The 26,672-nt window shown below is 61.9% G+C and carries 27 protein-coding genes; 9 read left to right on the top strand and 18 right to left on the bottom strand.

Annotated elements, in window-relative coordinates; all coding sequences use genetic code 11:
• Nucleotides 1-866: 866 nt before the first annotated feature.
• The gene (locus tag PQR27_RS32570) at nucleotides 867-1,697 is read left to right on the top strand and encodes a 3-oxoadipate:acetyl-CoA acetyltransferase (RefSeq protein WP_408527661.1); all 831 of its coding nucleotides are present in this window, start codon (nucleotides 867-869) and stop codon (nucleotides 1,695-1,697) included.
• A 68-nt stretch (nucleotides 1,698-1,765) separates the two neighbouring features.
• On the opposite strand, the gene PQR27_RS32575 is transcribed toward PQR27_RS32570, so the two are convergent.
• The 15 genes from PQR27_RS32575 to PQR27_RS32645 form a co-directional block, all read right to left on the bottom strand.
• Entirely contained in the window at nucleotides 1,766-2,119 is a 354-nt protein-coding gene (locus PQR27_RS32575; protein ID WP_408527662.1) for a Rieske (2Fe-2S) protein, read from the bottom strand.
• Nucleotides 2,120-2,131: 12 nt separating this feature from the next.
• On the bottom strand, nucleotides 2,132-3,007 hold the full coding sequence (locus PQR27_RS32580) for an intradiol ring-cleavage dioxygenase (RefSeq protein ID WP_408527663.1): 876 nt from the start codon (nucleotides 3,005-3,007) through the stop codon (nucleotides 2,132-2,134).
• A complete protein-coding gene (locus PQR27_RS32585) occupies nucleotides 3,004-4,095 on the bottom strand; it encodes a branched-chain amino acid ABC transporter permease (RefSeq protein ID WP_408527664.1) in 1,092 nt (363 codons plus the stop codon). Before PQR27_RS32585 ends, PQR27_RS32580 begins: the two co-directional genes overlap by 4 nt.
• Nucleotides 4,096-4,105: 10 nt before the next feature.
• Entirely contained in the window at nucleotides 4,106-4,972 is an 867-nt protein-coding gene (locus tag PQR27_RS32590; RefSeq protein WP_408527665.1) for a branched-chain amino acid ABC transporter permease, read from the bottom strand.
• Nucleotides 4,969-5,679, bottom strand: coding sequence for an ABC transporter ATP-binding protein (locus PQR27_RS32595; RefSeq protein WP_408527666.1), 711 nt, complete (start codon nucleotides 5,677-5,679; stop codon nucleotides 4,969-4,971). Before PQR27_RS32595 ends, PQR27_RS32590 begins: the two co-directional genes overlap by 4 nt.
• 2 nt (nucleotides 5,680-5,681) lie before the next feature.
• On the bottom strand, nucleotides 5,682-6,404 hold the full coding sequence (locus tag PQR27_RS32600; RefSeq protein WP_408527667.1) for an ABC transporter ATP-binding protein: 723 nt from the start codon (nucleotides 6,402-6,404) through the stop codon (nucleotides 5,682-5,684).
• Between the two features lie 20 nt (nucleotides 6,405-6,424).
• Nucleotides 6,425-7,726 carry an ABC transporter substrate-binding protein gene (locus PQR27_RS32605; protein WP_408527668.1) on the bottom strand — a complete coding sequence of 434 codons (1,302 nt, stop codon included), beginning with the start codon at nucleotides 7,724-7,726 and terminating at the stop codon, nucleotides 6,425-6,427.
• Nucleotides 7,727-7,766: 40 nt separating this feature from the next.
• Nucleotides 7,767-8,825, bottom strand: coding sequence for a maleylacetate reductase (locus PQR27_RS32610; protein WP_408527669.1), 1,059 nt, complete (start codon nucleotides 8,823-8,825; stop codon nucleotides 7,767-7,769).
• Nucleotides 8,826-8,831: 6 nt separating this feature from the next.
• Nucleotides 8,832-10,295 (bottom strand): aldehyde dehydrogenase family protein, encoded by a 1,464-nt coding sequence (locus tag PQR27_RS32615; RefSeq protein ID WP_408527670.1) that lies wholly within the window; start codon nucleotides 10,293-10,295, stop codon nucleotides 8,832-8,834.
• Between the two features lie 95 nt (nucleotides 10,296-10,390).
• Nucleotides 10,391-11,386 (bottom strand): hydroxyquinol 1,2-dioxygenase, encoded by a 996-nt coding sequence (locus tag PQR27_RS32620; RefSeq protein ID WP_408527671.1) that lies wholly within the window; start codon nucleotides 11,384-11,386, stop codon nucleotides 10,391-10,393.
• 35 nt (nucleotides 11,387-11,421) lie between these two features.
• Entirely contained in the window at nucleotides 11,422-11,913 is a 492-nt protein-coding gene (locus PQR27_RS32625; RefSeq protein ID WP_408527672.1) for a cupin domain-containing protein, read from the bottom strand.
• 167 nt (nucleotides 11,914-12,080) lie between these two features.
• Nucleotides 12,081-13,046, bottom strand: a complete 966-nt coding sequence (locus PQR27_RS32630; protein ID WP_408527673.1) for a LysR family transcriptional regulator — start codon at nucleotides 13,044-13,046, stop codon at nucleotides 12,081-12,083.
• Nucleotides 13,047-13,353: 307 nt separating this feature from the next.
• Complete coding sequence (locus PQR27_RS32635) at nucleotides 13,354-14,499, bottom strand: Gfo/Idh/MocA family protein (protein WP_408527674.1); 1,146 nt, start codon at nucleotides 14,497-14,499, stop codon at nucleotides 13,354-13,356.
• A 146-nt stretch (nucleotides 14,500-14,645) separates the two neighbouring features.
• Complete coding sequence (locus PQR27_RS32640) at nucleotides 14,646-15,530, bottom strand: LysR family transcriptional regulator (protein ID WP_408527675.1); 885 nt, start codon at nucleotides 15,528-15,530, stop codon at nucleotides 14,646-14,648.
• Nucleotides 15,530-15,715, bottom strand: coding sequence for a hypothetical protein (locus tag PQR27_RS32645; RefSeq protein ID WP_408527676.1), 186 nt, complete (start codon nucleotides 15,713-15,715; stop codon nucleotides 15,530-15,532). The genes PQR27_RS32640 and PQR27_RS32645 overlap by 1 nt, the downstream gene beginning before the upstream one ends.
• 185 nt (nucleotides 15,716-15,900) lie before the next feature.
• On the opposite strand from PQR27_RS32645, the gene PQR27_RS32650 reads away from it, so the two are divergent.
• From PQR27_RS32650 to PQR27_RS32685, 8 genes are all read left to right on the top strand, one after another.
• Nucleotides 15,901-17,010 (top strand): alkene reductase, encoded by a 1,110-nt coding sequence (locus tag PQR27_RS32650; RefSeq protein WP_408527677.1) that lies wholly within the window; start codon nucleotides 15,901-15,903, stop codon nucleotides 17,008-17,010.
• 12 nt (nucleotides 17,011-17,022) lie between these two features.
• Entirely contained in the window at nucleotides 17,023-17,511 is a 489-nt protein-coding gene (locus PQR27_RS32655; RefSeq protein WP_408527678.1) for an MFS transporter, read from the top strand.
• On the top strand, nucleotides 17,396-18,253 hold the full coding sequence (locus tag PQR27_RS32660; RefSeq protein WP_408527679.1) for an MFS transporter: 858 nt from the start codon (nucleotides 17,396-17,398) through the stop codon (nucleotides 18,251-18,253). The genes PQR27_RS32655 and PQR27_RS32660 overlap by 116 nt, the downstream gene beginning before the upstream one ends.
• 80 nt (nucleotides 18,254-18,333) lie before the next feature.
• Nucleotides 18,334-19,200 carry an aldo/keto reductase gene (locus PQR27_RS32665; RefSeq protein ID WP_408527680.1) on the top strand — a complete coding sequence of 289 codons (867 nt, stop codon included), beginning with the start codon at nucleotides 18,334-18,336 and terminating at the stop codon, nucleotides 19,198-19,200.
• A 44-nt stretch (nucleotides 19,201-19,244) separates the two neighbouring features.
• Nucleotides 19,245-20,378 carry an alkene reductase gene (locus PQR27_RS32670; protein ID WP_408527681.1) on the top strand — a complete coding sequence of 378 codons (1,134 nt, stop codon included), beginning with the start codon at nucleotides 19,245-19,247 and terminating at the stop codon, nucleotides 20,376-20,378.
• 116 nt (nucleotides 20,379-20,494) lie between these two features.
• On the top strand, nucleotides 20,495-22,357 hold the full coding sequence (locus PQR27_RS32675; protein ID WP_408527682.1) for a hybrid sensor histidine kinase/response regulator: 1,863 nt from the start codon (nucleotides 20,495-20,497) through the stop codon (nucleotides 22,355-22,357).
• Between the two features lie 208 nt (nucleotides 22,358-22,565).
• Nucleotides 22,566-23,315, top strand: a complete 750-nt coding sequence (locus PQR27_RS32680; RefSeq protein WP_408527683.1) for a response regulator — start codon at nucleotides 22,566-22,568, stop codon at nucleotides 23,313-23,315.
• Between the two features lie 897 nt (nucleotides 23,316-24,212).
• On the top strand, nucleotides 24,213-24,482 hold the full coding sequence (locus PQR27_RS32685; RefSeq protein ID WP_408527684.1) for a hypothetical protein: 270 nt from the start codon (nucleotides 24,213-24,215) through the stop codon (nucleotides 24,480-24,482).
• 190 nt (nucleotides 24,483-24,672) lie between these two features.
• On the opposite strand, the gene PQR27_RS32690 is transcribed toward PQR27_RS32685, so the two are convergent.
• From PQR27_RS32690 to PQR27_RS32700, 3 genes are all read right to left on the bottom strand, one after another.
• On the bottom strand, nucleotides 24,673-25,191 hold the full coding sequence (locus PQR27_RS32690) for a hypothetical protein (protein WP_408527685.1): 519 nt from the start codon (nucleotides 25,189-25,191) through the stop codon (nucleotides 24,673-24,675).
• 213 nt (nucleotides 25,192-25,404) lie between these two features.
• On the bottom strand, nucleotides 25,405-25,884 hold the full coding sequence (locus PQR27_RS32695; RefSeq protein WP_408527686.1) for a nuclear transport factor 2 family protein: 480 nt from the start codon (nucleotides 25,882-25,884) through the stop codon (nucleotides 25,405-25,407).
• 13 nt (nucleotides 25,885-25,897) lie between these two features.
• Nucleotides 25,898-26,593: a TetR/AcrR family transcriptional regulator gene (locus PQR27_RS32700; RefSeq protein WP_408527687.1), complete on the bottom strand. Its 696-nt coding sequence runs from the start codon at nucleotides 26,591-26,593 to the stop codon at nucleotides 25,898-25,900.
• Between the last annotated feature and the right edge of the window lie 79 nt (nucleotides 26,594-26,672).

Here is a 26,672-nt window from a genome sequence, read left to right on the forward strand (position 1 = left end):
GTAGGTGCCCCCCCGCACAGGGGGAACGCTAATAAACCAATAAGAAAAGAGACACCAAACGCCGTAGGCAATCAGCAGGAGGAACGCCAATAGGCCGCTAAGAAAAAAACCACCGCCGCAGGCAAAACAGCAGGAAAAACGGGAGGCCCTCCTGATCTCCCGAATCTCCTCACCATTAAATCTGCAGTGCGTCGACAGGTAGCACTATTTTCACCACACCCGCTCCCGAATATTCTCACCTAACGACTATTCAACTGATTTTTTGCCCACGGCCCAACATCCATATCAACTCACAAAACCGGTCTGTCGACGCGCCGACCGCGCCGAACGCACCGTACAGCTGTACATCGAGTAACGACCTCATCTCACATCGGTACACAACACGGTGAGGCCCCGATCGATCAACGCGTCACCATCAACAGCGATGGCAGACTGCCTGGAAATCCTCACCTTATTGTCGGTGCGCATTCTCCGTGACCATTACTCACCTCCTGGAATGCCTCACCTTTCATGGGTCGAACTCCTGGAACGCCTCACCTTTGCGTGCTTTTCTCTCGTCAACGGCGCGGTTCAGCTCCTGGAACAGCTCACCACTCTCCTGCAGAGCACCATCTCCTGGAATTCCTCACCATCCTGGAATGGCTCACCTTTGACAGGTGCGCTTTGCCCTCAGACCTAAAACGACTGAATCGATCGACAACCGCCCAATCGCCGTTGGCGGGTTAATCCCGGGGCCGCTGTCGAGGATAGGTCTGGGAATGACCGTTGCTCGCGTTGGGTGTGTGAAAACGCGCCGATCGCCTACACTAAATCAATCCAGTCACCGGCCGGTACATGATGTTTTCCCGTCTCGCGAGGTATCAACCATGACCACACCGTGCATTATTTCCGTCGCTATCACCGGTTCGCTGCCGCGCAAGAAAGACAATCAGGCGGTGCCGATCAGCGCGGACGAACAGATCGAATCCACCCAGGCGGCGTTCGAAGCCGGCGCGACGCTCGTGCATCTGCACGTGCGCAACGACGACGAGACGCCAACCTCGGATCCGGAGCGGTTTGCACGCGTCCTGGAAGGGATCCGCAAACACGCACCGGGAATCATCACGCAGGTGTCCACCGGCGGTCGCTCGGGCGCGGGCCGTGAACGCGGCGGCATGCTGTCGTTGCGACCGGACATGGCGTCGCTCGCATCCGGTTCGGTCAATTTTCCCACCCGCGTCTACGAGAACTCGCCGGATCTGATCGAGTGGCTCGCGGCAGAAATGAAAACCTACGGCATCAAGCCCGAGATCGAGGCATTCGATCTGTCGATGATTTTCCAGGCCGTTGCAATGCAGCAAGCCGGCAAGATCGTCGGTCCGCTACACATCCAATTTGTCATGGGCATCAAAAACGCCATGCCGGTGGACCGCGAAGTGTTCGAGTTCTATGTGCGCACACTGCACCGGCTCGCGCCCGACGCCACCTGGACCGGCGCGGGCATCGGACGCGATCAGCTCACGCTGGTGCGCTGGTCGCTCGAACTCGGCGGTCACTGTCGAACGGGTCTCGAGGACAATGTGCGACTCGACAAAAACACGCTCGCACCGTCCAACGCCGCGCTCGTGCAACAGGTCGCTGAACTTTGCCAGGAACATGGGCGTACCGTCGCAACGCCGGCGCAGGCTCGTGCGCTGTTGGGGCTAGCCGCGCACTAGTCGTCGAGTGTGAGGCGAGAAGGTGAGACGCCAACCGTTTTGGCGTCTCACCTTCATACCTGTCTGCTTTAATCGTTACTGAATATCTGTCGTTGCTCGATGCGGATATCGACCGGCGTGAGCGCCGCGCCCTCGCACGGCCCGTCGATGCACACGCCGTCCTCGAAGCGAAACATCGCGCTGTGGTGCGCGCACATCAGCAATTCGGCGTCGTAGGCCCAGAACGTGTTCGGCTCATAGTTCAGGGGAATCGAGAAATGCGGGCACACGTTGCGGTACGCCCACGCGTCTTCGCCACGGCGCAGAACCACGATGCCTGGTGCGCCGGCCTGGTCGGCGGGGATTTCAAGCGCGCCGCCGTCGGGAATGTCGTCGAGCGTGCAGAGAAAGCCCTGGCGGGGTTCGGGACTGGCCGCGTTCATTGCCTCGCCTCCTCATGCCTGCCGAGTGGACAGCACGAAGTCGCGCTGCACTTCGTAGAACGGACTCGGCAAATGCCACTCTTTGGCCGCGGCCGCGTCATGGTTCGGCACGTAGTCGATCACGAGCGACGGCTTCGAGCCGAACACCGCGTCGGAGTGCACATAGGGATCGCCCTCGGAGTAAAGCGCGGTGGTCAACGTCTCGTAGCCGGGTGCCACGATCAGGAAATGGATGTGGGCAGGCCGCATCGGATGGCGACCGGTCGCGGTCAGCATCCGTCCGACCGGGCCGTCGGTCGGAATCGGATAGCTGGTCGGTTTGATGGTCCTGAACGCGTATTCGCCGTTCGGCCCCGAGCGGAATTTACCGCGCAGGTTGCTCTCGGGCTGATCGGGGTCCTGGCCTTCGTACATGCCGTTATTCGCCGTCTCCCACACCTCGATCAATGCGCCTGCCACCGGCGTGCCGCGCTCGTCGACGAGGCGGCCATGAATTAGCGTCGGCTCGCCTTCGGTACGCGCGATGTTGGCGCCGAATTCTTCATCCTTGGCGCCTTCGCGATAGAACGGGCCGAGCAGGCTGCTCTCGGTGGTGACACCACCGCGTCCCTGATTGATCGCATCAACCATGATCGACAGGCCGAGTGTGTCCGATAGGAGAATGAACTCCTGGCGAATGCCCTGGCACATCTTGCCGGTGGCGGTCAGGAACTCGATGCCGCGAAGCCATTCGTCGCCGGTCAATTCGACTTCGTTGGCGAATGCATGCAGGTGTTTGACCAGCGCGGTCATGATCTGCTTCAGGCGCGGATCGGTGCAATCGGCAAACGTGTTGAGCACGTTTTGCGTTAGTGGATGAATGGTTGAGTTGTTCATGGCCGGCCTCATGCGCGGTGTGCCGCCGAGGGCGCGTCGAGCGAATCGGTCGCGCCGTCTGGCGAATGTTGTTGAGACGGGCCGGCGTCGCGAAACACGACGCGCCGGCCCACTGGGAATAATTGCAAGCCGTAGCGGTGCGATACGAAGCCCCACAGGCCTTGCGGAAAGAACATCGTCACGACGATCGCCAGCGCGCCGAGGCCGATCAGATACCAGGTGCCGAAATCGGACAGAAAGCGGTTCAGCAGGAAGAAAATCAACGCGCCGACGATCGGTCCTTCGAGCGTGCCCAGACCGCCGATCATCACGATAAAAATGCCGAACGCGCTCCAGTTCACCGAGAACGCGGCGTCGGGCGAAATGCGCAGATTGCCGACGAAGTACAGGCCGCCCGCCAACGCGGTACCGCACGCCGACACCAGATAGACGATCAGGCGCGCACGCTTCACATCGACGCCCTGGCTGCTCGCCGCCACCGCGTTGTCGCGCATCGCGGTCAGCGCGAGACCGGCTTTCGAGCGCAGAAACAGATACAACAGTCCGATCGCCGCCGCGACGATGGCGAGCGCAAGCCACAGCGTCAGCGATTCGCGCAGCGCACGCGGCACGTCCTGCAATGCGGTCAGGCTGGTGCCCGAACCGCCGCCGAGTACCGACACGTTCGCCACCGTCAGCCGGAACACCTCCGCGATCACCCAGGTGCCGATCGCGAAGTAGCCGCCTTCGAGCCGGAACGCCACCATCGAGACCGGAATCGCCACCGCGGTCGCAATCACTGCCGCAATCGGCACCGCGATGAAGGGCGAGATCCCGCAATAGTTCGCGAGAATCAGCATGCCGTAGCCGCCGATGCCGAAAAATGCCTGCTGGCCGATCGACACCATCCCGCCATAGCCCGCCAGCAGGTTCCACATCAACGCGAATACCAGGTAGGACGCCAGTTGCACGAAGTCGCGCATGGCATCGCGTCCGGCCCACCATGGCGCGCTCGCCACCGCCAGCGCAACAATCAACAGCACGATCACCGCCACGCGGCTCGCACGGGTCGCGCGCCGCACCTCGAAGCCCGCTGCGGGCTGATTCAAAAGCGTTGTCATGTCGAAGCCTCTATGCGGTTTTCGGCAGCAGGCCCTGCGGCCGCGCCACCAGCACGCCGAGAAACACCACGTGGCCGAGCCAGATGCCCCAGCCGGGGTCGAAGTAAAAGCCCACCTGCTGCGCAATGCCGAGCGCCATGCCGCCAACGAAGGTGCCCCAGAAAGACCCCATTCCGCCGATGATCACCGCCTCGAACGCATACAGAAGCAGTGCGGGGCCATCGCTCGGCGACACTGCCGTGCGCATCGAATAGAGTGCCGCGGCTACCGCGATCAGCACGAAGGCGATGCCCATCGCCAGCGCATAGGTGCGGCGATACGAGACGCCCATCAGTTGCACGATCTCGCGATCGTCCGAGGTGGCGCGAAACGCGCGGCCGAGCGGCGTGCGACCGAACAGCCACTGCATCGCGAAGGCGAGTGCCACCGTCGCCACCAGTGTGACGAGCGGCAGATAGCCGAGCGTGATGCCGTCCGCGAGCGTGATGCTCCGCGATTCGAAACTGCCGGTGGCGATCGAACGCGGGTCCGCGGAAAACACCTGCTGCAGCACGTTCTGGATCACGATCGACAGGCCGAACGTGACGATCAGCGACGGCAACGGATCACGGCTACTGACGCGATTGAGCAGCACGAACTGCACGGCGTAACCGGCTCCGAACGCAATCACGAGCAACAGCACGAGCGCGACAGCGAGCGGCAGATGAGCGAAGCTCGTCAATGCGAACAACACGAAGACCAGCAGCACGATGAAGTCGCCATGCGCGGTATTGGTGAGCCGCATCACGCCGAACACCAGTGACTGGCCCATCGCGAAGAGCCCATAAAGCGCGCCCAACAGCACGCCCTGCACGATGAGATTGATGAACGTGTTCATGCGACTGCTCCAAAATAGGCCTGCGTGATCGCCTCGTCCGACACCTCGGCCGACACGCCCGTCAGCGACACGCGCCCTTCCTGCAAGCAATAGAAACGCGACGACACGCGGCGTGCCAGTTGCACGTCCTGTTCGACGACGATCGCGCTCATGCCATGCGCGACGATCGCGGGCAAGGCCGCGTAAATCTCGCGGACGATCACTGGCGCGAGGCCGAGCGAGAGTTCGTCGCACATCAGCAGATCGGGGTTGCTCATCAGCGCGCGGCCGATCGCCACCATCTGCTGCTGACCGCCCGACAATGCCGTGGCCGCGTGATGACGGCGCGTCTGTAACGCCGGAAACAGCGCATAGACGCTTTGCAGATTCCAGCGTCCTGGCCGCTTGCTGAAGGCGCCGAGCAGCAGGTTTTCTTCGACGGTCAAACTCGCGAACAGACGCCGCCCTTCCGGCACCAGTGCAATGCCCTTGCCGACGATGCTCGCAGCCGCCGCACCGCCGATCGGCTCGTTGCGATAAAGAATTTGCTCGGCGGTGCGGGGGCGCAACAGGCCCGCCACCGATTTCAGAAAGGTCGACTTCCCCGCGCCGTTCGACCCGATCAGCGCGATCACCTCGCCCGGCGCCACGGTCACGTCGATGCCGAATAGCGCCTGAAAGTCACCGTAAAACGCGCTCAGCGCGCGTGTCTCCAACAATGCCGACATGGTCAAGCCTCCAGTCCGAGATACACGCGCCGCACTTCGGGGTCGTCCATCACAGCGGCGGGCAAGCCCTCCGCGAGCCGCTTGCCGAAGTTGATGACCAGCAGACGATCGGCCACCGCGAGCAGCGCATGCACGACATGTTCGATCCACACGATCGTCACGCCACGCTCCTTGACGCGGCGAATCTCGTCGACGAGTGCGTGCGTTTCGGGCTCGGTAAGGCCGCCGGCGATCTCATCGAGCAGCAGCAGTTGCGGCTGCGTCGCGAGCGCGCGGGCCAGTTCGAGGCGCTTGCGGTCGAGCAATCCCAGCGTGCCGGCCAACTGATTGGCGCGGGCTTTGAGGCCGGTGCGTTCGAGCACGTCGATGCAAACGTCGTACGCAGCGTGCTCGTTCAGTTCACCGCCGAAGGTCGCGCCGACCAGCAGGTTTTCGAACACCGTCATTCCGCCAAACGGCCGCGGCACCTGATACGAGCGGCCGATCCCCGCCACGCACCGGCGATGGGGCGGCAGGTGATTCACGTCCGCGCCGTCGAATTCGACGCTGCCCTGATCGGGCCGCACGTCGCCGCTGACGAGGTTGAACAACGTGGTCTTGCCCGCGCCGTTCGGGCCGAGGATGCCGTACGTTTCGCCGCGTTCGACCGCAAAGCTGATGTCGTCGGTCACCTGCAGCGCGCCATAGCGCTTCGATACGCCGGTTAGTCTGAGCACTGGGTTCATCACTGCTCTCCGCGTTGAATTCAGGCGATCAGCTTGAGCGGGCCGGACAGCGGCACGCCCGGCGCGAGCTGGTTGTTGACGATGGCGAGGTCGAAGGGATGCTTCTGCCCCGATCCTTGTGCACGGCGCCATTGCCCGCCCACCAGCGGTGTCTTCGCGACGTTCTTCACCGGACCGCCGCCCCAGGCGACGTGACCGACCAGCGTATCGAGCTTCGTCGACGCCACCGCGTCACGGATGGCCTCGTTCGAGTCGACGTCTTTCGCGCGCTTGAGGGAATCGACGGCGATTTCGAACAGCGCGTGGGCAAAGCCGATCGGTTGGGTCCATTGCTTCGAGGTGACGCGCTCGTAGTCGTCGGCGACTTGCCGCGCGCTTTGCCCCGTCAACGACGACTTGAACGGATGCGACGGCGACCACCACACTTCGGTGGACAGTCCATCGCCGAGATCGCCGAGTGCTTCGATCGAGGTCGGAAACAGCAGCGCCTTGCCGATCGAAATGACTTTGGGTTTCAGACCTTGCTGACGCGCCTGAACGAGGAAGTTCTTTGCATCGGGCGGGATCACGACGCCGGTGACGATCTGCGCGTTCGACTGCTTGAACGACGAAATCTGCGCGGAGAAGTCCTGCGTCATGCTCTGGAAGCGGCCCGGGTCCTTCAGCGTGAAGCCCTTTTGGGCGAGCACCGGCGGAAAGCCGAGCTTCGCGTCGCCCCATGCGTTGCCGTCGCCATCGTTAGGGAACAGGCCGCCGACGCTGTGATTGGTCTGCACCGACTGCCACATCCCGGTGTAGACGGCGATCACATCCTCCAGTCCCCAGAAGAAGTGATAGGTGAAGCGGAATCCCTTCTTCGGATCGCCCTTTCTGCCGAAGAACCACGGCTGCCACGGCACCACCGTGGACACGCACGGCATCTCGTTCAGCTCACATGCATCGCTGACGGGATTAGCAGTCTCCGGCGTACCGGACACCAGCATGATGTCGACCTTGTCCTTCAGGATCAGATCATTGGCGACTTCACCGGCGCGATTCGGATTCGATTGGCTGTCCTTGACGACAATCGACACGGGATACGTTTTGCCGCCGATCACGATGCCGTTTTTCAGCGCCGCCTGCATCTGCTGGATCGTGAAGCGATCCGCTTCGCCGAACGGCGCGAGCGGTCCGGTTTGCGGCGATACGTAGCCGATTTTCAGCGTGCGCGAGCCGGCAGCGAAGACGAACGGCGAAAACGCCGAAGTCGATGCGGCGAGCGCACCGCCTGCCGCGAGGCTGACGAAGCGGCGGCGCCTCGCATCGAAAGAATGTGAGTCCATGGTTGTCTCCGGAATGTATTTATAGGTGTGAGGTGCCGCGCTAATCAGGTCGTCGCCCGTCGAAGGCGGCTTCGAGCAGCGCGCGTAGCGGTATTCGTTCGACTGGCCGCGGATTCCAGTAAGGGTTCTTCAATGCGAGATCGAGTGCGACATCGAGATCCGCTTCGGTCAGGCCGATGTCTTTCAGCGCAGTCGGCGCACCGTGATCGCGAGCGAGATCGAAGACGGCTTGCGCGGCATCGTCGGCGTGCAATGCGCGAGCGATGCGTTTCATCGCATCGGGCGCAGCCTCGCGGTTATAGGCGAGCACATGCGGCAGTACGATCGTGTGCGTCTGCGCGTGCGGCAGATTGAAGGTACCGCCGAGCGTATGGCATAGCTTGTGATGCAGCGCCATGCCAACGCTCCCGAGCACCCCGCCGCACAGCCATGCGCCATACAGGCAGTCGCCACGGGCTGCAAGATCGTCCGGTTGCCGCATCACGTGAGGCAAGCCTTGACCGAGCGCGCGGATACCCTCCTCCGCCATCAACGTGATGATCGGATTCGTGTCCTGTGCGTAGAGTCCTTCCGCTGCGTGGGCGATTGCGTTGATCCCGCTCGTCAATGACAAGGCGGGCGGCAGCGACGTGGTCAACGCCGGGTCGTAGATCACCGTCTTCGGCAGCACGCGCAGATCGCGGCCGGTCTTTTTGACACCGCCCTCGGTGAGGCCGTAAATCGGCGTCATCTCCGAGCCCGCGTAAGTGGTCGGAATCGCGATGATCGGCAGCGAGGTTTCGAGCGCAATCGCCTTGCCGAGTCCGGTCGTGGAACCGCCGCCTAGCGCGATCGCGCAATCGGCGCCAAGCTGTTTGGCAAAGTCACGCGCCGCACGAGCGGTTTCGACCGGCACATGCATCACGGCTTCTGCATAGACGCCAGCCGCTCGCGAGCCCAGGCTTGCAGCCAGCGCCTCGGCCTGGGTGCGCTGTTGCGGCGTGGACAGCACGATCGCCCGTGTCGCGCCGAGCAAATCGATCTCACGATCGAGCTGGTCGAGACTGCCCGCGCCGAAAATCACGCGCGACGGCAGGCCGTTGTAGATGAACGGTTCCATGGCGGTTCAGCGCGGGTAGTAAGGCGGGATCTGCGCATCGACGTTGACCCAGACCGACTTGGGCTGCGTGTATTCGCGCATCGCTTCGAATCCCATTTCGCGGCCGTAGCCGCTCGCTCCAACGCCGCCAAATGGGGACGCGGGGCTCACGCGCTTGTAGCAGTTGATCCACACCATGCCGGCGCGAATCTCGCGCGCCACGAGATGCGCGCGTTGCAGATCGCGCGTCCAGAGACCTGCGCCGAGACCGTACTCGGTGCCGTTCGCGATCGCGAGCGCTTCCTCGTCGGTGCGGAACTTCGTGACGGTCATGAACGGACCGAACACCTCTTCCTGCGACACCCGATGTTCCGGCAATGCTTCGACGATGGTCGGCTCGACATAGCAGCCGTTTGCCAGCGCGGCATTGTCCGGCGCCTTGCCGCCTGCCAGCACGCGGCCGCCCTGTTCGCGCGCGACATCGACGAACGAGAGCACGCGGTCGCGATGCTGACGCGAGGTGAGCGGCCCCATCTCGGTCGACGGATCGAGCGGATCACCGATCTTGATCGTGCGGCTCAGCGCAACGAACTTCTCGAGCACTTCGTCGGCGATCGACTCATGCACGATCATCCGCGAGCCGGCGATGCACGCCTGCCCCTGGTTATGAAAGATCGCGAACGCGGACCCTTGCACGACGGCATCGATATTCGCGTCGCCGAATACGATGTTCGCGCCCTTGCCGCCGAGTTCGAGTTGCACCTTCTTCAGGTTGCCGCTCGACGCCTGCACGATCTTGCGGCCCACCGCGGTCGAACCGGTGAAGGCGACCTTGCTGATCTCCGGATGCTCGGCGATGTACTGACCGGCCACATGTCCCAACCCCGGCAGAATATTGACGACACCGTCCGGAAAACCCACTTCCGCCATCAGCTCGGCAATCGCGAGACTCGACAGCGGTGTGAGTTCGGCGGGCTTCATGATCACGCAGTTACCTGCGGCGAGCGCGGGCGCCATCTTCCAGCTCGTGAACATCAGCGGGAAATTCCACGGCACCACCTGGCCGACGATGCCAACCGGCTCGCGCGTGAGGTAGTTCAGGAAGCCCTGCTCGACTGGAATCACCGAGCCTTCGAACTTGTCGGCCATGCCGCCGAAATAGCGGAACGTGGCCGCGGTGCGCGGCACGTCGAGGTTGCGCGTATCGCGAATCGGGTGGCCCGTATCCAGCGATTCGAGGCGCGCGAGGCGGTCGGCATTCGCTTCGATTGCGTCGGCGAGTTTGAGCAGCAGGCGCCCCCGCTCCATCGCGGCGAGATTGCTCCACTTCGGAAAGGCCGCCTTCGCCGCCGCGACGGCGCGATCGACATCGGCGGGGCCCGCCATCGCGACATCGGCGATCACCGAGTTGTCGTGCGGATTGAGGGAGGCGAGTGTTTCGCCGTTTGCAGCCGGTACAAAGCGGCCGCCGATGAAGAGTTGCGTTTGCATGTCAGTCCTGTGCAAGTAAAACCTGGACGCGACATCCCCCGCGGCGCCAGCGGTCTGGCGCCGTTCGATCGACGATCGGAGGGAAGGCCGGAAAATTACATCTGGATCGGATACGGCGGCAGTTCACCGCTTTCGTAGCGCTTCGGCAGATCGGGAGTGGTGTTCTCCCACACCAGCAGCATCGAACGCTTCTGCGAGTAGCCCTTGTGGCGGATGTCAGCCGGCATGGCGGCGATATCGCCCGCGTTCATCGTGATGCGTGCGCGCGGCTCGCCGCTGTCTTTGTCGGCGACGTCCCAGATGATCTGGTCGGACAATTGCAGGAACCACTCGACGCGGTCATTGCCATGGAACACCGGCAGCACGAATTCCTCAGTGGTCGGGCAGAACAGGCTTTGCTGACACACTGACGTGACCGACGGATTCCACGTCACGTCCGAGCGCGACAGGTACTTGAAGAGGCTGAACGCGTGCAGCGCGCCTTCAAAGCCGGGCTCCGCGTGAATCTCCGGTTCGTCCTGGCCGACGTCGGCAAACTGGCGATTGACCGGCAAATCGTCGCGCAACGGCGAGTCGCCTTCGAGGCCCGGCATGCGCCTGGTGGCGATCCGCGTGCGCTCGATCGCGGCAATGTTGTCGCCGTGCTTGGTGCCGAACGCGGAGCCGGTTTCTTCCGGCGCTGCGAACGGGTCGAAGCCTTCGTTGACCCAGTCTTTCAGGATCGCCTTGAAGGTCGCCATGATGAGCGGCGTGTCGAACTGCTGTGTATGGTCGATGCCCGCTTCCCTGAAGCTGGCGTTGTACGCGCCGGCGTACATGTCGACCTTGCCGTAGTGATTGCGCGTGCCGATCACTTCGTCGAAGTTGACCCAGCCGTAGAAGAAGCCCCACGCCACGTCGCGCATCATTGCGCGCAGGAAGTCGTCGGCATGCATCTGGTGCGAGCGGGTCTGGCCTTTGGCCGGCCACCTGACGGTGGCGAAATAAGCGTCGCGGCTGAATTCGAAATCACCGAGGCTGAAGGTGCGATAACCGGTCACCGCGTCGGCTTCGCTCGCGGTGATGTTTTGCAGGGTGCTGGCTTTGTCCATGATGGGCTCCAGAAGGATCGATCGTGTAGAGGGATTCAGTGGATGCAGATGTCGGCCCACTTCTCGACCGAATTGCGTCCGAGGATCGTCTGCACGAGCAGCACGCCCTTCGTCCTTGCTTCAAAGCGATACGCGGCGCCTGCGGGCAGCAGTGCCTGATGGCCGCGGCGCAGCCGCACATAGCCCATCGACTGGCCCGAGGGCTGGCCTTCGAGCCGCACGCTGCCTTCGGTCTGCGCGTCGACCAGCGGGCCGTCCGACGGCTTGATGAAATAGATGTCGATCTCGCCGTCCAACGCAACCGCGAATTCATCGTGCGACGCAGCAAACCACGGCGACGAACCTTCCGCGCGCAGCGTCTCGATCACGTACTTGAGGTTCTTGCCGACCACGACTTTCTCGTAAGGCTCGGCGCGGCTCGCTACGTCGAACACGTTCGACATCGCGTAATGCTCCGGTTTGCCCTTGATGATTTCGATGGAGCCTTTCCGAAAGTTGTCCAGGCTGCCGAACCAGGTTTGTTGCATGTCTGCCTCCAGTTGATCGACGAATGCGTTGCTTGCATCGAAGATTAAGTGGCAGCAGGCGCTACAGCAATGTTCTGAGGGTCGGAAAACGCGAACACTCGGTGCTTCGAATTCCCGCCAGGGAAACTACCTGGTGGCGAACCCTCGCGGGCTCGGGCGGGTGGACCTCAGTCTTCGGACAGTTCCTCGCCGACGCTCTTCGTCTCGTCGTCCGGCGGCGCAATGCCGAGCGCCCTGTCCCACTGGGGCTCGCGCAGATAGCGCGAGCGCAGGAAGTCGACGAAGGCCTTGACCTTGGTGGTGGAGCGGTGCGAGGCAGGATAGACCGCCGACAGCCACAACGGCGGGGCCGCGTACTCCGGCAGTACGCGTTCGAGACGCCGTTCGAGCAGATCGGCGGCGGCGACCATTGTCGGCAGATAGACGACGCCCGCGCCGGCTCGCGCGAATTCCAGCAACAGATGCACGCTATTGGTTTTGAGCACCGGATTCAGCGCGATTTCGAAGCACTCGTTGCCGCGCATCAACGGCCACTTGTCGCCCCACGGGTAGTACGAATAACGGGCAAAATCGTGCCGCAGCAAATCGAGCGGCGTCTCGATCAGGGGTTCTTCCTTCAGATAACCGGGCGCCGCACACAGCACGCCGCGCACCGGAAAAAGACGCCGCTCGACCAGCAGGTTCGACGCCGGCGGATAGATCTGCAAGGCCAGATCGAAGCCTTCCTGGACCGGATCGATGACCCGGTCGTTGACGGTCACGACGAACTCCACGCGCGGATATGCGGCGCGGAATTCGATCAGCGTCTGCGAAAAATGGCCAAGCGCGAAGCCCGGCAAAACATGGATATTGAGCGTGCCCGCGAGGGCCTGGGGATCGCCGCGCGAACGGCCCGACAGGTCGTGAACCTTGTTGACCAGTTCGGCGCACTCGCGGTAGTACGTTTCGCCGAGCTCCGACAGGCGCACCGCCCGCGTTGAACGATGAAACAACGGCACGCCGAAATGGTCTTCGAGCTGCTTGACGCGCGAAGTCACCACCGATTTGGCGACGCCCAACTGGCGCGCGGCGCCAGCAAAGCTCTGCGCTTCCGCGGCCCGCACGAAGGCTTCCATCGACGTGAAAATATCCATGGCTTTTCCTGGGGTCTCCTGATCCGAAGCCGGTTGTACTGGCTAGTGTAGCCGCTTCGGCCGGTCGCTGTGCCGGCGGTCCGGGCGGTCAGCGTCGATCGTGGCCACCCGTGCCGTCAGCCGAAGCGTTCCCGAAAAGTCTCACCTAGCCGGGGTGGCGACAGAACCGCCAACGTGACAAACAACGGCCGCGAAATCTGGTGTACGAAGAACATTCCGAACCATTCGTTAGGATGGCTATAATTTTTTATTTTCGTACTCACGAAACGCCGAACCAGAAGGGCGTGGACTAGACATAGTGCCGTGATTACCCGCGTGAATCAGGCGTACCAAGCGAGAGCGAAACACGCTGCCCCGTGCGATCCGATTCGGCGATCTGATCCATCAGCTCATGCATGCGAACCGCGTCGGCGAAAGTGGGCGCGAGCGTCGAACCCGTCTCGACATCACGCGCATGGGCGGAGTACAGGTTCGCCAGTTCGAGAACGCTCGCCCCGAGTTCATTTGGCGGCAGCCATTCATATTCCGCCGGAATGGCCAGTGCGGTCAGCGGCTGGCCGTCACCCCGAGCGATTTCGATGCGGTTGAACGCGTCGCCGAAACTGGTGGAGTTCGAGATTTTCAGGTCGCCCTTGCTGCCTGTGATGTCCAACTGCACGCCGAAGTTATTGCGCTTTCCCGCTTCAAGATGAACCGTCAGCACAGCACCGTTGGCGAAAGTCCCTGCCAGCACGACCTGGTCGGCGTTGGTGTGCGGCAGCGTTTCACCGGTTTCTACCAGCGTGACTTCCTTGAACTGATTGACCGTCAGTGCCGACAAGCTCTGCGGATAGCCAACCATCGTCGTAAACAAGGCGTCGAGGAAATGGCCACCGTAGATCGAAAGCAGGCTGGAGAAGTTCTCTTCGGGAATCGTGTAGTAAAGCGAAGCAGGTCGTTCCCGCTGGAAGTACTCCACACTCACGTGCAGACGCACCGAGCGTATTTCGCCAATCTCGCCTTGCTCCAGCAGATCACGCACATAACGGTAGCCCGGATTGAGGCGCCGTTGCAGACCGACGATGGTGCGCACGCCCGCCTTGCCGGCCAGGTCAAGCAACTCCCGGGACAATGCTGTGCTGGGCGTCAGGGGCCATTCGCAGTAGACGTCCTTACCTGCCTGGATGGCCGCGCGGATGCCCTCCTCGTGCTGGAACGCAGGCGTCAATACGAGCACGAGATCCACTTCCGGATGCGATACCAGTTCCTGCAGCGAGTTGGCCGCGTATTTGAATCCATGACGCGCGACCAGCGATGCCGCCTTTTCAGCGCTGCGGCTATACACCGCCGTCAACTCATATTCCGGCAGCAGTTTTAGCGAAGGCAGGTGCCCATATTCCGACCAATGGCCCAGCCCGACGATGCCCACTCTGATTTTGCCGGAGCCTTTAGGGTGCCTGACGATACTGTTCACAAGAACTCTTCAGTTTGACGCTGTGCAGCGTATCTGCGCAGCGACAGGGCAATACTAGAGTTCAGGAGACTGGAGATAAACAGGCTGAGATTCCGATCATTTCGGACACTTCAGTCCTATGTGCGCAGAGCGGCAACCTGCCCGCGCTAGATTTGCAAATGCTGGCTGACGTAGTCGATGAAAACACGCAGTTTCGGCGACGCGTACCGGCTTGTCGGCCACAGGATCCAGAAGGTGACGGTCTGATCGATGAAATCGTCGAGTACGATCTGTAACGCGCCGCTCGCCAGTGCGTCGCGCACGAGGAAGGTCGGCAGGAAGGCAATGCCCCTGTTCTGAAGCGCCAGAAAGCCCAGCACTTCAATGGTGTTGGCAACGAACGATTGCGGCAACTCCGGCTCCGCTTCCGACGCGCCGAGCTGAAACGGCCATCGCTCCAGCTTGCCGCTGACGGGAAATTTATGCAGCAGACAGGCGTATCGAACGAGTTCGGAAGGATGCGCGGGTACGCCATGCTGCTCGAGATAACCGGGCGAAGCGACCAGCACCTGTCCGCATGATCCGAGGCGCCGCGACACCAGCCTCGAATCGTGCTGCTCGCCGGTGCGTATGACCGCATCGAAGCCTTCTTCGATGATGTCCACCATGCGATCGGAGAAATCGACGTCGAGTTCGATGTCCGGGTACTGCAACATGAAGCCGTCGAGCGCCGGCATGATCAGCCCCGATAGTTGCGGCGTGCTGATCCGCAGCCTGCCGCGCGGCGTTCCAGCGGCATCGGACAATTCGGCTTCCGCCGCTTCGACTTCGCCGAGAATGCGCCGGCACCGCTCGAGGAACAACGCGCCTTCGGCCGTCAACGTGATGCTGCGCGTGCTGCGGTGAAAGAGCCGCACGCCCAGCCGCTCCTCGGTGCGCGCAATGCTTTTTCCGACAGCTGAAGAAGATACGCCGAGCAGGCGTCCCGCTTCGGTAAAGCTGCGCGTTTCCGCCACCTGCACAAACACCGCAATGCCGCTGAGGCTGTCCATTACCGGGCCCCGAGGCGTGGATCGACCCGCATGCCACTGTTGCGGCTGGATACGGCGGCCGGATCGTACGCGTGCAACAGCTTCAGCGATGGCAGATGCGCGTATTGCGGCCACCAACCGCCCCCAATCGCGCCCACCGTGATCTTTCCCTGCGCCTGTTGGGACGCGGCGTTCCGGTTCTCCATGTACGACCTCCACGTGCTTAGATTGGCGATCCCGAGTTGCCCGTGCCGACATTGCGGACTTTTTTGTCCTGGATATTCGGAACCTTAGCCCATTTTTCTTATGTCGGTACGTCCATACACTGCTTCTCAAGGTCGAAAGCCCGCTGTTGATCAGAGATCACCGGCCACTCAATCTCGGGAAAATCATGTCCAAACTTCATTCCGTAGTCAAAGTCGGTCCTTACGAATTTAGCCATCGCGTAGTGCTGGCGCCGCTCACCCGTATGCGCGCCGAAGAAGGCGCCAGGCCCGGTCCGTTGATGGCCGAGTACTATGCCCAGCGCACGTCGGAAGGCGGTTTCCTGATCGGCGAAGCCACCATCGCCGCGCCGAACGGCAACGGTTACCTCGGTGCACCCGGCCTCTACGACGACGGCCAGATCGCCGGCTGGAAGCAGGTGACGGACGCCGTGCACGCGAAGGGCGGCCGCATCTTCCTGCAGCTTTATCATGCCGGGCGCCAGTCCAACAGCCAGTTGCAGCCGGGCGACGCCGAGCCGGTCGCACCGTCGGCAGTGCCGCATGGCGGCGTCGCCTACACCGAAGCCGGCTGGATTCCGAACACGCCGAGCCGCGCGCTGACCATCGACGAGATCACCGGTCTGGTGGAAAGTTTCCGCACGGCCGCCCTTCGCGGCAAGGAAGCCGGCTTCGACGGCGTGGAACTGCACGCCGCCAATGGCTACCTGTTCGATCAGTTCCTGCAGGACGGCAGCAACAAGCGCACCGATATCTACGGCGGCTCGTTCGAAAACCGCGCCCGTTTCCTGATGGAAGCCACGCAGGCCGTCATCTCGGTGTGGGGCAGCGACCGCGTCGCCGTGCGTCTTGGCCCTAGCGGCACCTGGGGCGACATGTCGGACAGCAATCCGGAAGGTCTCTTCAGCTACGTCGCGCAGGAGCTGGCCAAACTGAATCTGGCCTACCTGCATCTGATCGAGCCGCGCGTTTTGGGTAACGTCGACGACGACAGCAAGGACCCGAACCCGGTCGCAGCGCAACTGATCCGCAAGCACTACAAGGGCACGCTGATTGCCGCTGGCGGCTTCAAGGGCCACACAGCCGAAGCCATCCTGCAGGCAGGCGACGCCGACCTCGTTGCATTCGGGCGCGACTTCATCGCCAACCCCGATCTGCCCGAACGCCTGCGCTTGCAGCTGCCGCTGAATCCCTACGACCGCCCCACGTTCTTCGGCGGCACCGACGTCGGCTATACCGACTATCCGTTCCATAGCACCGAAACGGTCGCTGCGTAAGCGGAGCACACGATGAACTCCACAAACCAGCCCGGTTCCCTCGCGCCGCTTTACTGGCTGGCGCTAGGGACATTCGCAGTCGGCACCGAGAGCTTCATGATTGCCGGCCTGTTGCCCGACATTGCCACGGACCTGCATACCAGCATTGTCGCGACGGGCCAGCTGGTCACGGTGTTTGCGTTGGCCTACGCACTCAGTTCGCCGGTCCTGACGGCGCTAACCGGTGCGTTCCACCGGCGCACGCTGATGATCCTGTCGCTCTGCGCGTTCACGGTAGCGAACCTCATCGCGTGGGGCGCCCAGAATTATTGGGAGTTGATGGCGGCCCGCATCCTGCTCGCCGCGGCCGCCGGTCTGTATGTTCCTGGGGCCAATGCGCTGGCCGGTGCGATCGCCGGTCCGGAACGGCGCGGCACGGCGCGGCACGGCGCTCGCCATCGTCAACGGCGGCATCACGATTGCGGTTGCCTTCGGCGTGCCGTTGGGTGCGTTGGTGGGTGACCGGCTCGGCTGGCGCATGACCTTTGCGGGCGTCGCCGCGCTGTCCGCTGCGGCTACGGTCGGCCTGCTGCTCGGTCTGCCGCGCAACATCGGCGCAGGCTTGCCGGTTGCCACGCTGCGCGAGCGCATTCAGGTCGCTCGACAACCGGTCATCCTGATGACCTTGCTCGTCACCACGCTGTGGGCGACAGGCGCCTATACGATCTACACGTACCTCGCGCTGTTCGTTGCCAGGACCACGCTGTTGCACGGCGCGCAAATTGGCTACGTGCTGTTCACCTGGGGTGTTGCGGCAGCCGTCGGCGTGTTCATCGGCGGCAAGGCAGTAGATCGCCTCGGGCCCCGGCGCGTGATCATCCCCTGCCTGAGCGTGTCGATCCTCGCGTTCTCGCTGCTGTCGGCAAGCGCGCACTGGCTGCCGAAAACCGTGGCACTGGTCCCCGTCCTGATCGGCGTGGTGGCGTGGGGCATTGCTCACTGGTCTTTCTACCCTGCGCAGCAAGCAGGACTCATCGACCTCGCTGGCCTGCGCGGAACGCCCATTGCCCTGTCGCTGAACGCTTCGTTCATGTATCTCGGCTTTTCTTTAGGTGCCGCGCTCGGTTCCCTGACCTTGAGTGCCAGCTCGGTGACCAACCTTGGCTGGACCGCCGCTGCGTGCGAAGTCGCGGCGCTGATCCTGAGCGCAAGCATCGGCAAGCATCTGGTACGGGTGCAAAAAGGCGCAGTCACTGCCGCATAAGGTCTCACCTGCACTCCCTCCGGCCCGGCGGGGAGTGCCCAGCAACCTTGGCCGGCCTCACATAAGCAGGAAGGGTGAACATGAACATCGCACACCGTACTTTCAAAATTGGCGGAGACACGGAAATCCGGCGGCTCGGATTTGGCGCGATGCGAATCACTGGCCCGGGCATCTGGGGCGCGCCCACCGACCGGGCGGAAGCCATTCGCGTCCTGCGTCGCCTACCCGAACTCGATGTGACTTTCATCGACACGGCAGACTCGTATGGGCCGAACGTTTCAGAAGAATTGATCCGCGAAGCGCTGCATCCCTATGGCGCCGACGTGCTGGTAGCGACCAAGGCGGGACTGGCACGCACAGGTCCCAACCAGTGGATACCGCGGGGCCGGCCGGAGTACCTGATTCAGCAGGCCCACGGCAGCCTGGAGCGGCTTGGCATCGAACAGATCGGTCTGTGGCAGTTGCATCGCATCGACCCCTCGGTGCCGCGGGATGAGCAGTTCGGCGCCGTGCGGCACCTGATCGATAGCGGCGTGGTGCGCCACGCCGGCCTGAGTGAGGTGTCGGTGTGCGACATCAAGGCTGCATTGAAATATTTCAAGGTGGCAACAGTGCAAAACCGCTTCAACCTGGGTGACCGCGGCAGCGAAGACGTACTCGACTACTGCACCGTCCACGGGATTGGCTTCATCCCGTGGTTTCCATTGGCTGCCGGGGAGCTGACCCGTCCCGGTTCGCTTCTCGACACCATCGCGCGCAACCATCAGGCGAGCGTCGGGCAGATCGCCCTCGCGTGGCTATTGCAGCGCAGCCCGGTGATCCTGCCGATACCGGGGACCTCCAGGGTCACGCACCTGGAAGAGAACGTGGCGGCTAGCGCAATCATCTTGTCCGACCGTGAATTCTGCGAGCTGGATCGCGCCACCTCCCAACGGCATCAGCGCTAGTCACCGCTGCGCCAAACCCATTCGACACTCACCAAGGTTTCACGATGACCCAACTCTTCTCGCCGCTTCAACTCGGCCCTTACACATTGAATCACCGCGTGGTGCACGCGCCGACTACGCGCCTTCGTGCCAACCGCGACGACAGTCCGAGCGACATGATGCTCGAGTACTACACGCAACGCGCTTCCGCCGGCGGCCTGATCATCACGGAATCGACACACGTGTCTTACGACAGCCGTGGCTACCTCGGTGCGCCTGGGATCTACGAAGACTCCCATATCCCGGGCTGGAGGAAGATCGCGGACGCCGTTCACGCGAAGGGCGGGCGCATCTTCATGCAGTTGGGGCACGATGGACGCCAGTCGCACGTCGACCTGACAGGCGGAGCGGCACCGATCGCACCATCAGAGGTGCCGTTCGAAGGTGAGGCGTTGACGCACAAGGGCTGGGTGCCGGTCTCGATGCACCGCGCGATCGATATCGCCGAAATCCAGACCGTAATCGGGTACTACCGCAGGAGCGCGGAACGCGCGCTGGCCGCCGGCCTCGATGGGGTTGAACTGCACTCGGCCAATGGCTATCTGGCTGACACATTCCTGCAGGACGGCACCAACAAGCGGACGGATGCCTACGGCGGCACCATCGAAAAACGCACACGCTTCCTGATCGAAGTGGTCAGCGCCCTTGTATCAGTGTGGGGGGCAAACCGTGTGGGCGTGCGCTTATCGCCAAGCGGACAGTGGGGTTCAATATCCGACTCGAATCCCGAAGCGACCTTTACCTATGCAGCCGAGCAATTGAACCGGTTTGGCCTCGCCTATCTGCACGTTATCGAGCCACGCGTCAAAGGCGTTGAAACGCTGGACGAGCATCAGATGCCCGTGGCGTCCGCGCTCCTGCGCAAGGCTTTCGACGGCCCGATCATTGCCGCCGGCGGCTTCAACGGCGACAGCGCGGAAGAAATCCTGCACAAGGGAGATGCCGACCTGGTCGCATTTGGCCGGTACTTCACATCGAATCCCGACCTGCCACGCCGGCTGCAACATAAGCTCCCCCTGACCCAATACGATCGCTCGACTTTCTGGGGAGGCACACATGTCCGTTACATCGACTATCCGACCTATGGTCACGAGGTCCTGACGATCGACGAATTTTTGAAAGCCGTCGCGACCACCTGACTGTCATATCCAGAACGCTACATTTGTATGTATAACTTCGGATGGCGCCCTGCTATTCTGTTTTAATTGCACGCTGCCCTATCCGCGGACGGCGAATTTCCTGATCGAGCGTCGTCATGAGATCGTCAGGCCTCAGGGTGCGCAGGTTCAGCTCGGCGGCTCAGGAGCGCGCGTTCCGGATGGACTACGCGCGGCGCTTCTTCGGACAGCGCAGGCTCGCCATCACAATCTTCACCGCGTTGTGGGTCGTGTTTTCGATCCGCGACTTCTCCCGGTTAAACGTACTCGATCCCGCCCATCTGCACCACAACGAGCTCATTCTCCTGAGAGTCGCCGGAGCAATCGGAATGACGCTTCCCGTGCTGTTCTGGACCCCGCGCGCACTCGATGAACGTTGGGCCGTCGGGCTGCTCAGTGTCTGGACGATCAGTTGCTGGTTCACCACCCTGAGAATGCTGCAGTTCTATCCGGGCGACCTTGGCTGGCGGGAAGTTTATCCGGTGCTGATGTTTTCCCTTTTCGTGATATTCATGGCCTTTCGGCTTCGGGTGATCACGGCGGCCTCGCTAATCGGGATATGCATCGTCAGCTATCTGATCATGCTTTATTTCAAACCCGTCAGCGGGAGTGTCGAACTGCGCGTGGAGTCGGTGGCTGCGCACGCCACGATGCTGCCGTTGATGTCTGTCGTCGGCGTGCTGCTCAGCATTCCCCTGGAACGTGCCGCGAGGCGCGAATTCATATACCGGCGCACCTTGCGCGCGGCCAAAGCACGCGTCGAAGCGGCGTCGCGCGCGGTCAACGAGCAGAACAGACGCATGCAGGAGCTCGTCAGGGAGAAAGAGCGATTCTTTTCATCGGCGTATCACGACATCCAGCAACCTCTCGCCGCAATCAACCTTTTCATCCGAAGCGCCCGGACGAGGATCAGGGACGGATACGCCGTGGATCGCGAGCTCGATGTCATCGAGGAGACCGCGTCCGACATCCTCGACATGTTCAAGGACATTCAGGACTACAGCGAGCTGGGCTCATACGTTCCCCATGTCGTACCGGTCGATACCCACGCTCTATTGACCGAGGTCTTCGAGCAATACCGGGAGACAGCCCGATTGCGCGGCATCGATCTAAGAATCGCGGGGCGTCGAGGGTACCCGCCGTCCATCGAGACCGATCGATCTCTCTTCAAGCGGTCCGTATCGAATCTCGTATCGAACGCGATCAAGAACACGTCATCGGGTGGCGTTGTGCTTGGCTGGGTGCAACTGAATGAACGGCTGCGCGTCGACGTATGGGATACCGGCATCGGCATTGCGCCCGCCCATCGGGACGCGATCTTCTCCGAGTACTATCAGATCAACAATCCGGGGCGCGACCGTTCGAAAGGGCTGGGACTGGGGCTGTCGATTGTGCATCGTGCGATCCATATTCTGCCGGGACACGGCATGAGTTTCGCCTCCGTGGAAGGCCGCGGATCGCGCTTTTCCCTTTACGCGACGGTTTCGGCATCAACCCCGGCCGTGGGGGCAAATGCTCAGGATGGCGACGTCTACATGCCCGATCTCACTGGCACGTTCATGCTCCTGTGCGACGATGAACCTACCGTCCTCGAAGGCCTGAGGCGTCTTTTCTCAAGCGCGGGCGCGCTCGTGTACGCCGCCGAGTCGATGGCTGGATTCGAAGCCATCCTTGCCGATGACGGCCGCATTCCCGATCTCATCGTCGCCGACATCCGTCTGCGCGAAGGAGCCACCGGCAAGGAGGTTGCGAATCAGATCAGGTGTCATTTCGCGTGGGCGGGCGTTATTCCCGTCGCATTTATCACCGGCGAGCTGCTGTCCGATCACGTCCTTCGCGACTTCCCCGAGCCGTTCGTGCTATTGCGCAAGTCCTCCGCCCCGAAGGACCTGCTGGCGGAGATCAGCCGGTACGTGACCGCTCAGCGGAAGATGAATCTCGATCTCGCGAACGGTCAGTGACTGAAAGCGTCCCGAGCGCGGTGGTCCTTCTGGTACGCCTGATTCGTCTAATGATGGGCGAAAACCGCCACTTTTCACGCGATACCAGATAGCTCAGCCGCCACTGTGTACTATCTGACCTGAAGACACCGGACGATCACTACCGATTTAGCCATCGTCCGATGCGTAATTGCAGCGCGCCTCGAAAGCGGTTCTGGGAGACGATGGAATGCGCGTACTGATCGTCGACGACCATGAACTGTTCAGAGCCGGATTGGCGCTTCTGCTGACGGAGCTCTTTCCGAACATCGAGTTGCTGCACGCGAGCACATTGTTGCAGGGGTTGAATCATGCGCTTTGCGAGCTCCTGAACATCGTTTTTCTCGATCTCGACCTGCCCGATGGCCACGGTTGCGACGCCCTTGCCGAATTGAAGGAGTCGCGACCGTCGTTACCGGTGATCGTGATATCGGCCGATGAGCGAGTGGAAACCATCAGTCGATGCATCCAGCTTCGCGCCATGGGATACGTGCCCAAATCGTCGCCGCCTGAAGCGCTTCGTGCGGCGATAAGCGCGGTGCTCGCCGGGGGCGTGTTCCTGCCCGCCTCCAGCATCGCCAGCCTCAGTCGTGATATGGACACTGACAAGGCTCCGGCACATGGACCTGAGGATAGACAGCCGCGCGTTGAATCGGAAACGAGCAATGCATCCGAGCTGGGACTCACACCGAGAGAGTTCGAAACGTTGGCGTGGCTGGTGCGCGGACTTCCGTCCAAGGCTATTGCCCTGAGAATGGGGCTCGAGGACATTACGGTACGGAAATACGTCAGTCATCTGCTCGCGCATTTCAATCTGCGGCGCCGTACGGAACTCATCGTCATGCTGGCGAATAGAGGGATCAGGCTCGGCGTCCCGCCGGTCACGGATCCGGCGCTCGACCGAAGCCTGCCGGCTGCTGGGGAACAAGCAGCCGACTGACTTCAGCCAGCGGGCTTTCCACAGCGCGATAAAAACAGAACAACAGGTCGCCATCCCTACCATCAGCCACAAATGTATCAGCGACGTGACGTACGCTCGCCCCGCGCCTGGACAGTTCAGGAAGGAGCGCCGGCGGGAGGCGAGTATCCGGCATGTCACCGGAACCAGACGGTGACAGTGCATACATCTTTCGCCGACGATTGCTGCCCACCGCCTACGCATGTGCGTTGCAACGGCGCTTCGCCTGACCAAGAATGAATAGGACAGCAACGCTGAGGGGCATTCGTCGAATGTACCCAGAGCGGTTGGTCGTCGTGATGAGCTGAACCGGCCTTGGCTCGTGCGAAACGCGAATAACGAATCGCATGAATGGAAAACTCAACGTAGATAAAGGAACCAACATGAAATCACCACTGATAGTCGCATCCGCTGTCGTGCTGTTTGTCATGGCTGGTGTTGCGCATTCGCAAGATACACCGCAAGCCTCTCAACCCGCCCCGCAAGAAAACGCCGCAACACAAGCCTCTGACCCGAGTGCAGGGATGGAAGCATACGGCGGCACGCCCGACACAAGGGTACAAGGCGGTGCGAAACATGCCAGACCGTGCCGGATGGATCCTCAATGCAACGTTTTTTTCGGAGGGAGCTAACAAAGACCTGACGGCGCGCGAGCCATAACTGGAAAGCGCCCGATGCCCGTATCGCGAAGTGGACGAAATCACTGGTCCGGCTTACCGAGTTCGCTGTCACTCTTTCAGGTGGCGCCTCCTGATAGGGGAGGTGCCTCGACACGCGAGAGGCGCGACGTCTTCAAGAGCAAGCGGAATGGGCGTCATAACGAGCATTCGGGAGTTCGGCGTCGCTAACGCAACCCGTTGATGACGAAAAGGTGAAGAAATGAAAGTGCAACCCTCGGCTGTAACCGTCGTGCTGTTCCTGCTCACCGCGGCCGGCGCTGCCGACGCTCAGGAAATGCAACCGTCAGACGTCGCTAGCCACTCATCCAGTCAGCAGCCAATAAATTCATCGCAGCGGGCGATGCCAATGGACGGCGACAGTGCATGGGACTATGGAGCTCAACCGGGCGGACGCAATGGTTACGGCAAAACCCGAGACGGCCAACCATGCGTGGTGGGCCTGTCGTGCGATATCTATCAGGGTAGTTAACCTGGGTGGCTGTGTCGCGATAAGCCAACTCGCTATCTGAAACGACCGATACGTTCGATAAAACAGATGCTGAATGGGGTCGAGAGTATGAGGGAACCGATCGAGGAAGTTGCCGTCCGACTGCTCGACACCGCGATTGTCTCCTGGAAGTCCTCACCATCCTGGAAGCGCTCACCTATCCGCGAAGCTTCTAGAACTTAACCTTCACCTGAAACCCGATCGTGAAAGGCAGATTGTCCGAAGGAATCGGCGGGATCACAATGATGTTCGCGCCCACACGCTTATATTCGACCATCACGATCGGCGCGACCACCGGCCCGATCGTATGATTGCGGCCCAAACCCCAGTTGCCGTAGTTGTAGCCCGAGATAATTCCGCCAATCGCCGCGATCCGCACGATGCCCCAGTGCGCGAACTCCGGCGCCCAGACCCCGCCGCCATAGTACGAAGGGCGCCGCAACGAGTTGCGAAAGCCGCCGGCGGTTAGTGCCCATTGGTTGTTGAGCCAGCATTCGACGCCGAGCCCCGGATTGAACTGTTCGAAATGCGTGTCTGGTTCGGGGTCGATGTGATACGAACCGAGCATGGCATCGACCCATATACCGCCCTGACACCAATCGGCAGCATGCGCCGACGCCGCCGCGGCGAGGCTCGCGACGAGCGCCAGCGCGCTGTGCCGAATAGTCTTTTTTATCTGCCGAAAATGCATGGGTTCTCCGTCACCGGTCGAGCGGCGGTGTCATCAATGTTCTGGGTAGGCCTGCTGGCCGTCCGTCGCGCACTGTACCTCAACCCGCACACACGATGTGGAGGACACGCTCGGAAGCCCGGGTACAGCACGTGCCCGGCGGCGCAAAACACGACAATAACGGAGAACCGATGGCAGAGCGGTGAACGCGCGGCGCGGCGTTCACCCTGAACCTTAGAGCCCGAGGTCGGAGAGTCCCGGATGATCGTCGGGGCGGCGGCCAAGTGGCCAGTGATACAGACGATCGGCTTCGCGAATCGGCAGGTCATTGATGCTGGCGTGACGGTAGGCCATCAAGCCGTGCTCGTTGAATTCCCAGTTTTCGTTGCCGTAAGAGCGGAACCAGTTGTTCGAATCGTCATGCCATTCATACGCAAAGCGCACAGCGATGCGATTGTCCGTGAATGCCCAAAGCTCCTTGATCAATCGGTAATCGAGTTCCCGCGTCCATTTGCGGCGCAACAGTCCAACCACCTCCGCGCGGCCACGCACGAATTCAGCGCGGTTGCGCCATACGCTGTCCAGCGTATAAGCGAGCGACACGCGTTCTGGGTCGCGCGTATTCCAGCCGTCTTCCGCGCCACGCACTTTCTGGATGGCAGTTTCACGTGTGAACGGCGGAAGCGGAGGGCGGGTTTCGATCGGGTCGGCCATGATGGCTCCTCTGTCAGGGTGCGGCGCGCCGGGATGACGGTCGCATGCTTCGGGGTTTGCTTGCTGGTTGGTTCGATTCGCCTGCTTCGTCTGATTCGCCGCCGAACTCGGTGCCGAGCAAAGCTTCGGCAGCGGCGCGCGCGTCGAGTGCGGCATCGGCCTCGCCGCTCACCAGCGCCACCGCGATTGCGCCGTCCAGCAGAATCAGCCATTGACGCGCCAGGCGCGCGACGCCGCGAACCTCCATGCCGGACTCCGCGGCGAATTCGTCACATTGCATCCGCACGAAGGCGAGCAGGCGTTCCTTGTGCTCACGCGCGACAATCCGGATCGGGTCTTCCGCAGAGGCAATCTCACCCGCCGCGTTCAGAAACGCACAACCGTGAAAATCGTCTGACGCGAACCATTCACGCAACACGTCGAACATGCCAACCAGGCGCTTGTCCGCGGTCTTGCCCTGCCGCAACGTGCCCGCGATAAACCACTTCATCCAGCGCTCGTCCCGCCGCTCGAGTGCGGCGACAACCAGTGCGTCCTTCGATTCGAAATGCGTGTAAAAGCTTTTGCGCGCCGTACCGGACTGTTTAACGATCGCGTCGACGCCAGTCGCGTGGATGCCGCCGGCATAGATCAACGCCTCGGCGGCGTCCAGCAGCCGGTCGCGCGCGCTGATCGGCGCAACGGATTCAGTTTCAGTTTGCGTAGACATGAACGGATGGTAGAACGATCATTCTCCATCGTCAAGTTTGATGCGCTTTTGCGAGCGGGGCACGCGAACTGCTATCGTG

This window comes from Paraburkholderia fungorum (assembly GCF_046027215.1).
GTDB classification, from domain to species: domain Bacteria; phylum Pseudomonadota; class Gammaproteobacteria; order Burkholderiales; family Burkholderiaceae; genus Paraburkholderia; species Paraburkholderia fungorum_D.

Bases quoted from the DNA above. Each gene is read 5' to 3' on its own strand.
- PQR27_RS32570 (WP_408527661.1), top strand. From the start codon at position 867: ATGACCACACCGTGCATTATTTCCGTCGCTATCACCGGTTCGCTGCCG.
- PQR27_RS32575 (WP_408527662.1), bottom strand. From the start codon at position 2,119: ATGAACGCGGCCAGTCCCGAACCCCGCCAGGGCTTTCTCTGCACGCTC.
- PQR27_RS32580 (WP_408527663.1), bottom strand. From the start codon at position 3,007: ATGAGGCCGGCCATGAACAACTCAACCATTCATCCACTAACGCAAAAC.
- PQR27_RS32585 (WP_408527664.1), bottom strand. From the start codon at position 4,095: ATGACAACGCTTTTGAATCAGCCCGCAGCGGGCTTCGAGGTGCGGCGC.
- PQR27_RS32590 (WP_408527665.1), bottom strand. From the start codon at position 4,972: ATGAACACGTTCATCAATCTCATCGTGCAGGGCGTGCTGTTGGGCGCG.
- PQR27_RS32595 (WP_408527666.1), bottom strand. From the start codon at position 5,679: ATGTCGGCATTGTTGGAGACACGCGCGCTGAGCGCGTTTTACGGTGAC.
- PQR27_RS32600 (WP_408527667.1), bottom strand. From the start codon at position 6,404: ATGAACCCAGTGCTCAGACTAACCGGCGTATCGAAGCGCTATGGCGCG.
- PQR27_RS32605 (WP_408527668.1), bottom strand. From the start codon at position 7,726: ATGGACTCACATTCTTTCGATGCGAGGCGCCGCCGCTTCGTCAGCCTC.
- PQR27_RS32610 (WP_408527669.1), bottom strand. From the start codon at position 8,825: ATGGAACCGTTCATCTACAACGGCCTGCCGTCGCGCGTGATTTTCGGC.
- PQR27_RS32615 (WP_408527670.1), bottom strand. From the start codon at position 10,295: ATGCAAACGCAACTCTTCATCGGCGGCCGCTTTGTACCGGCTGCAAAC.
- PQR27_RS32620 (WP_408527671.1), bottom strand. From the start codon at position 11,386: ATGGACAAAGCCAGCACCCTGCAAAACATCACCGCGAGCGAAGCCGAC.
- PQR27_RS32625 (WP_408527672.1), bottom strand. From the start codon at position 11,913: ATGCAACAAACCTGGTTCGGCAGCCTGGACAACTTTCGGAAAGGCTCC.
- PQR27_RS32630 (WP_408527673.1), bottom strand. From the start codon at position 13,046: ATGGATATTTTCACGTCGATGGAAGCCTTCGTGCGGGCCGCGGAAGCG.
- PQR27_RS32640 (WP_408527675.1), bottom strand. From the start codon at position 15,530: ATGGACAGCCTCAGCGGCATTGCGGTGTTTGTGCAGGTGGCGGAAACG.
- PQR27_RS32645 (WP_408527676.1), bottom strand. From the start codon at position 15,715: ATGGAGAACCGGAACGCCGCGTCCCAACAGGCGCAGGGAAAGATCACG.
- PQR27_RS32650 (WP_408527677.1), top strand. From the start codon at position 15,901: ATGTCCAAACTTCATTCCGTAGTCAAAGTCGGTCCTTACGAATTTAGC.
- PQR27_RS32655 (WP_408527678.1), top strand. From the start codon at position 17,023: ATGAACTCCACAAACCAGCCCGGTTCCCTCGCGCCGCTTTACTGGCTG.
- PQR27_RS32665 (WP_408527680.1), top strand. From the start codon at position 18,334: ATGAACATCGCACACCGTACTTTCAAAATTGGCGGAGACACGGAAATC.
- PQR27_RS32670 (WP_408527681.1), top strand. From the start codon at position 19,245: ATGACCCAACTCTTCTCGCCGCTTCAACTCGGCCCTTACACATTGAAT.
- PQR27_RS32675 (WP_408527682.1), top strand. From the start codon at position 20,495: ATGAGATCGTCAGGCCTCAGGGTGCGCAGGTTCAGCTCGGCGGCTCAG.
- PQR27_RS32680 (WP_408527683.1), top strand. From the start codon at position 22,566: ATGCGCGTACTGATCGTCGACGACCATGAACTGTTCAGAGCCGGATTG.
- PQR27_RS32685 (WP_408527684.1), top strand. From the start codon at position 24,213: ATGAAAGTGCAACCCTCGGCTGTAACCGTCGTGCTGTTCCTGCTCACC.
- PQR27_RS32690 (WP_408527685.1), bottom strand. From the start codon at position 25,191: ATGCATTTTCGGCAGATAAAAAAGACTATTCGGCACAGCGCGCTGGCG.
- PQR27_RS32695 (WP_408527686.1), bottom strand. From the start codon at position 25,884: ATGGCCGACCCGATCGAAACCCGCCCTCCGCTTCCGCCGTTCACACGT.
- PQR27_RS32700 (WP_408527687.1), bottom strand. From the start codon at position 26,593: ATGTCTACGCAAACTGAAACTGAATCCGTTGCGCCGATCAGCGCGCGC.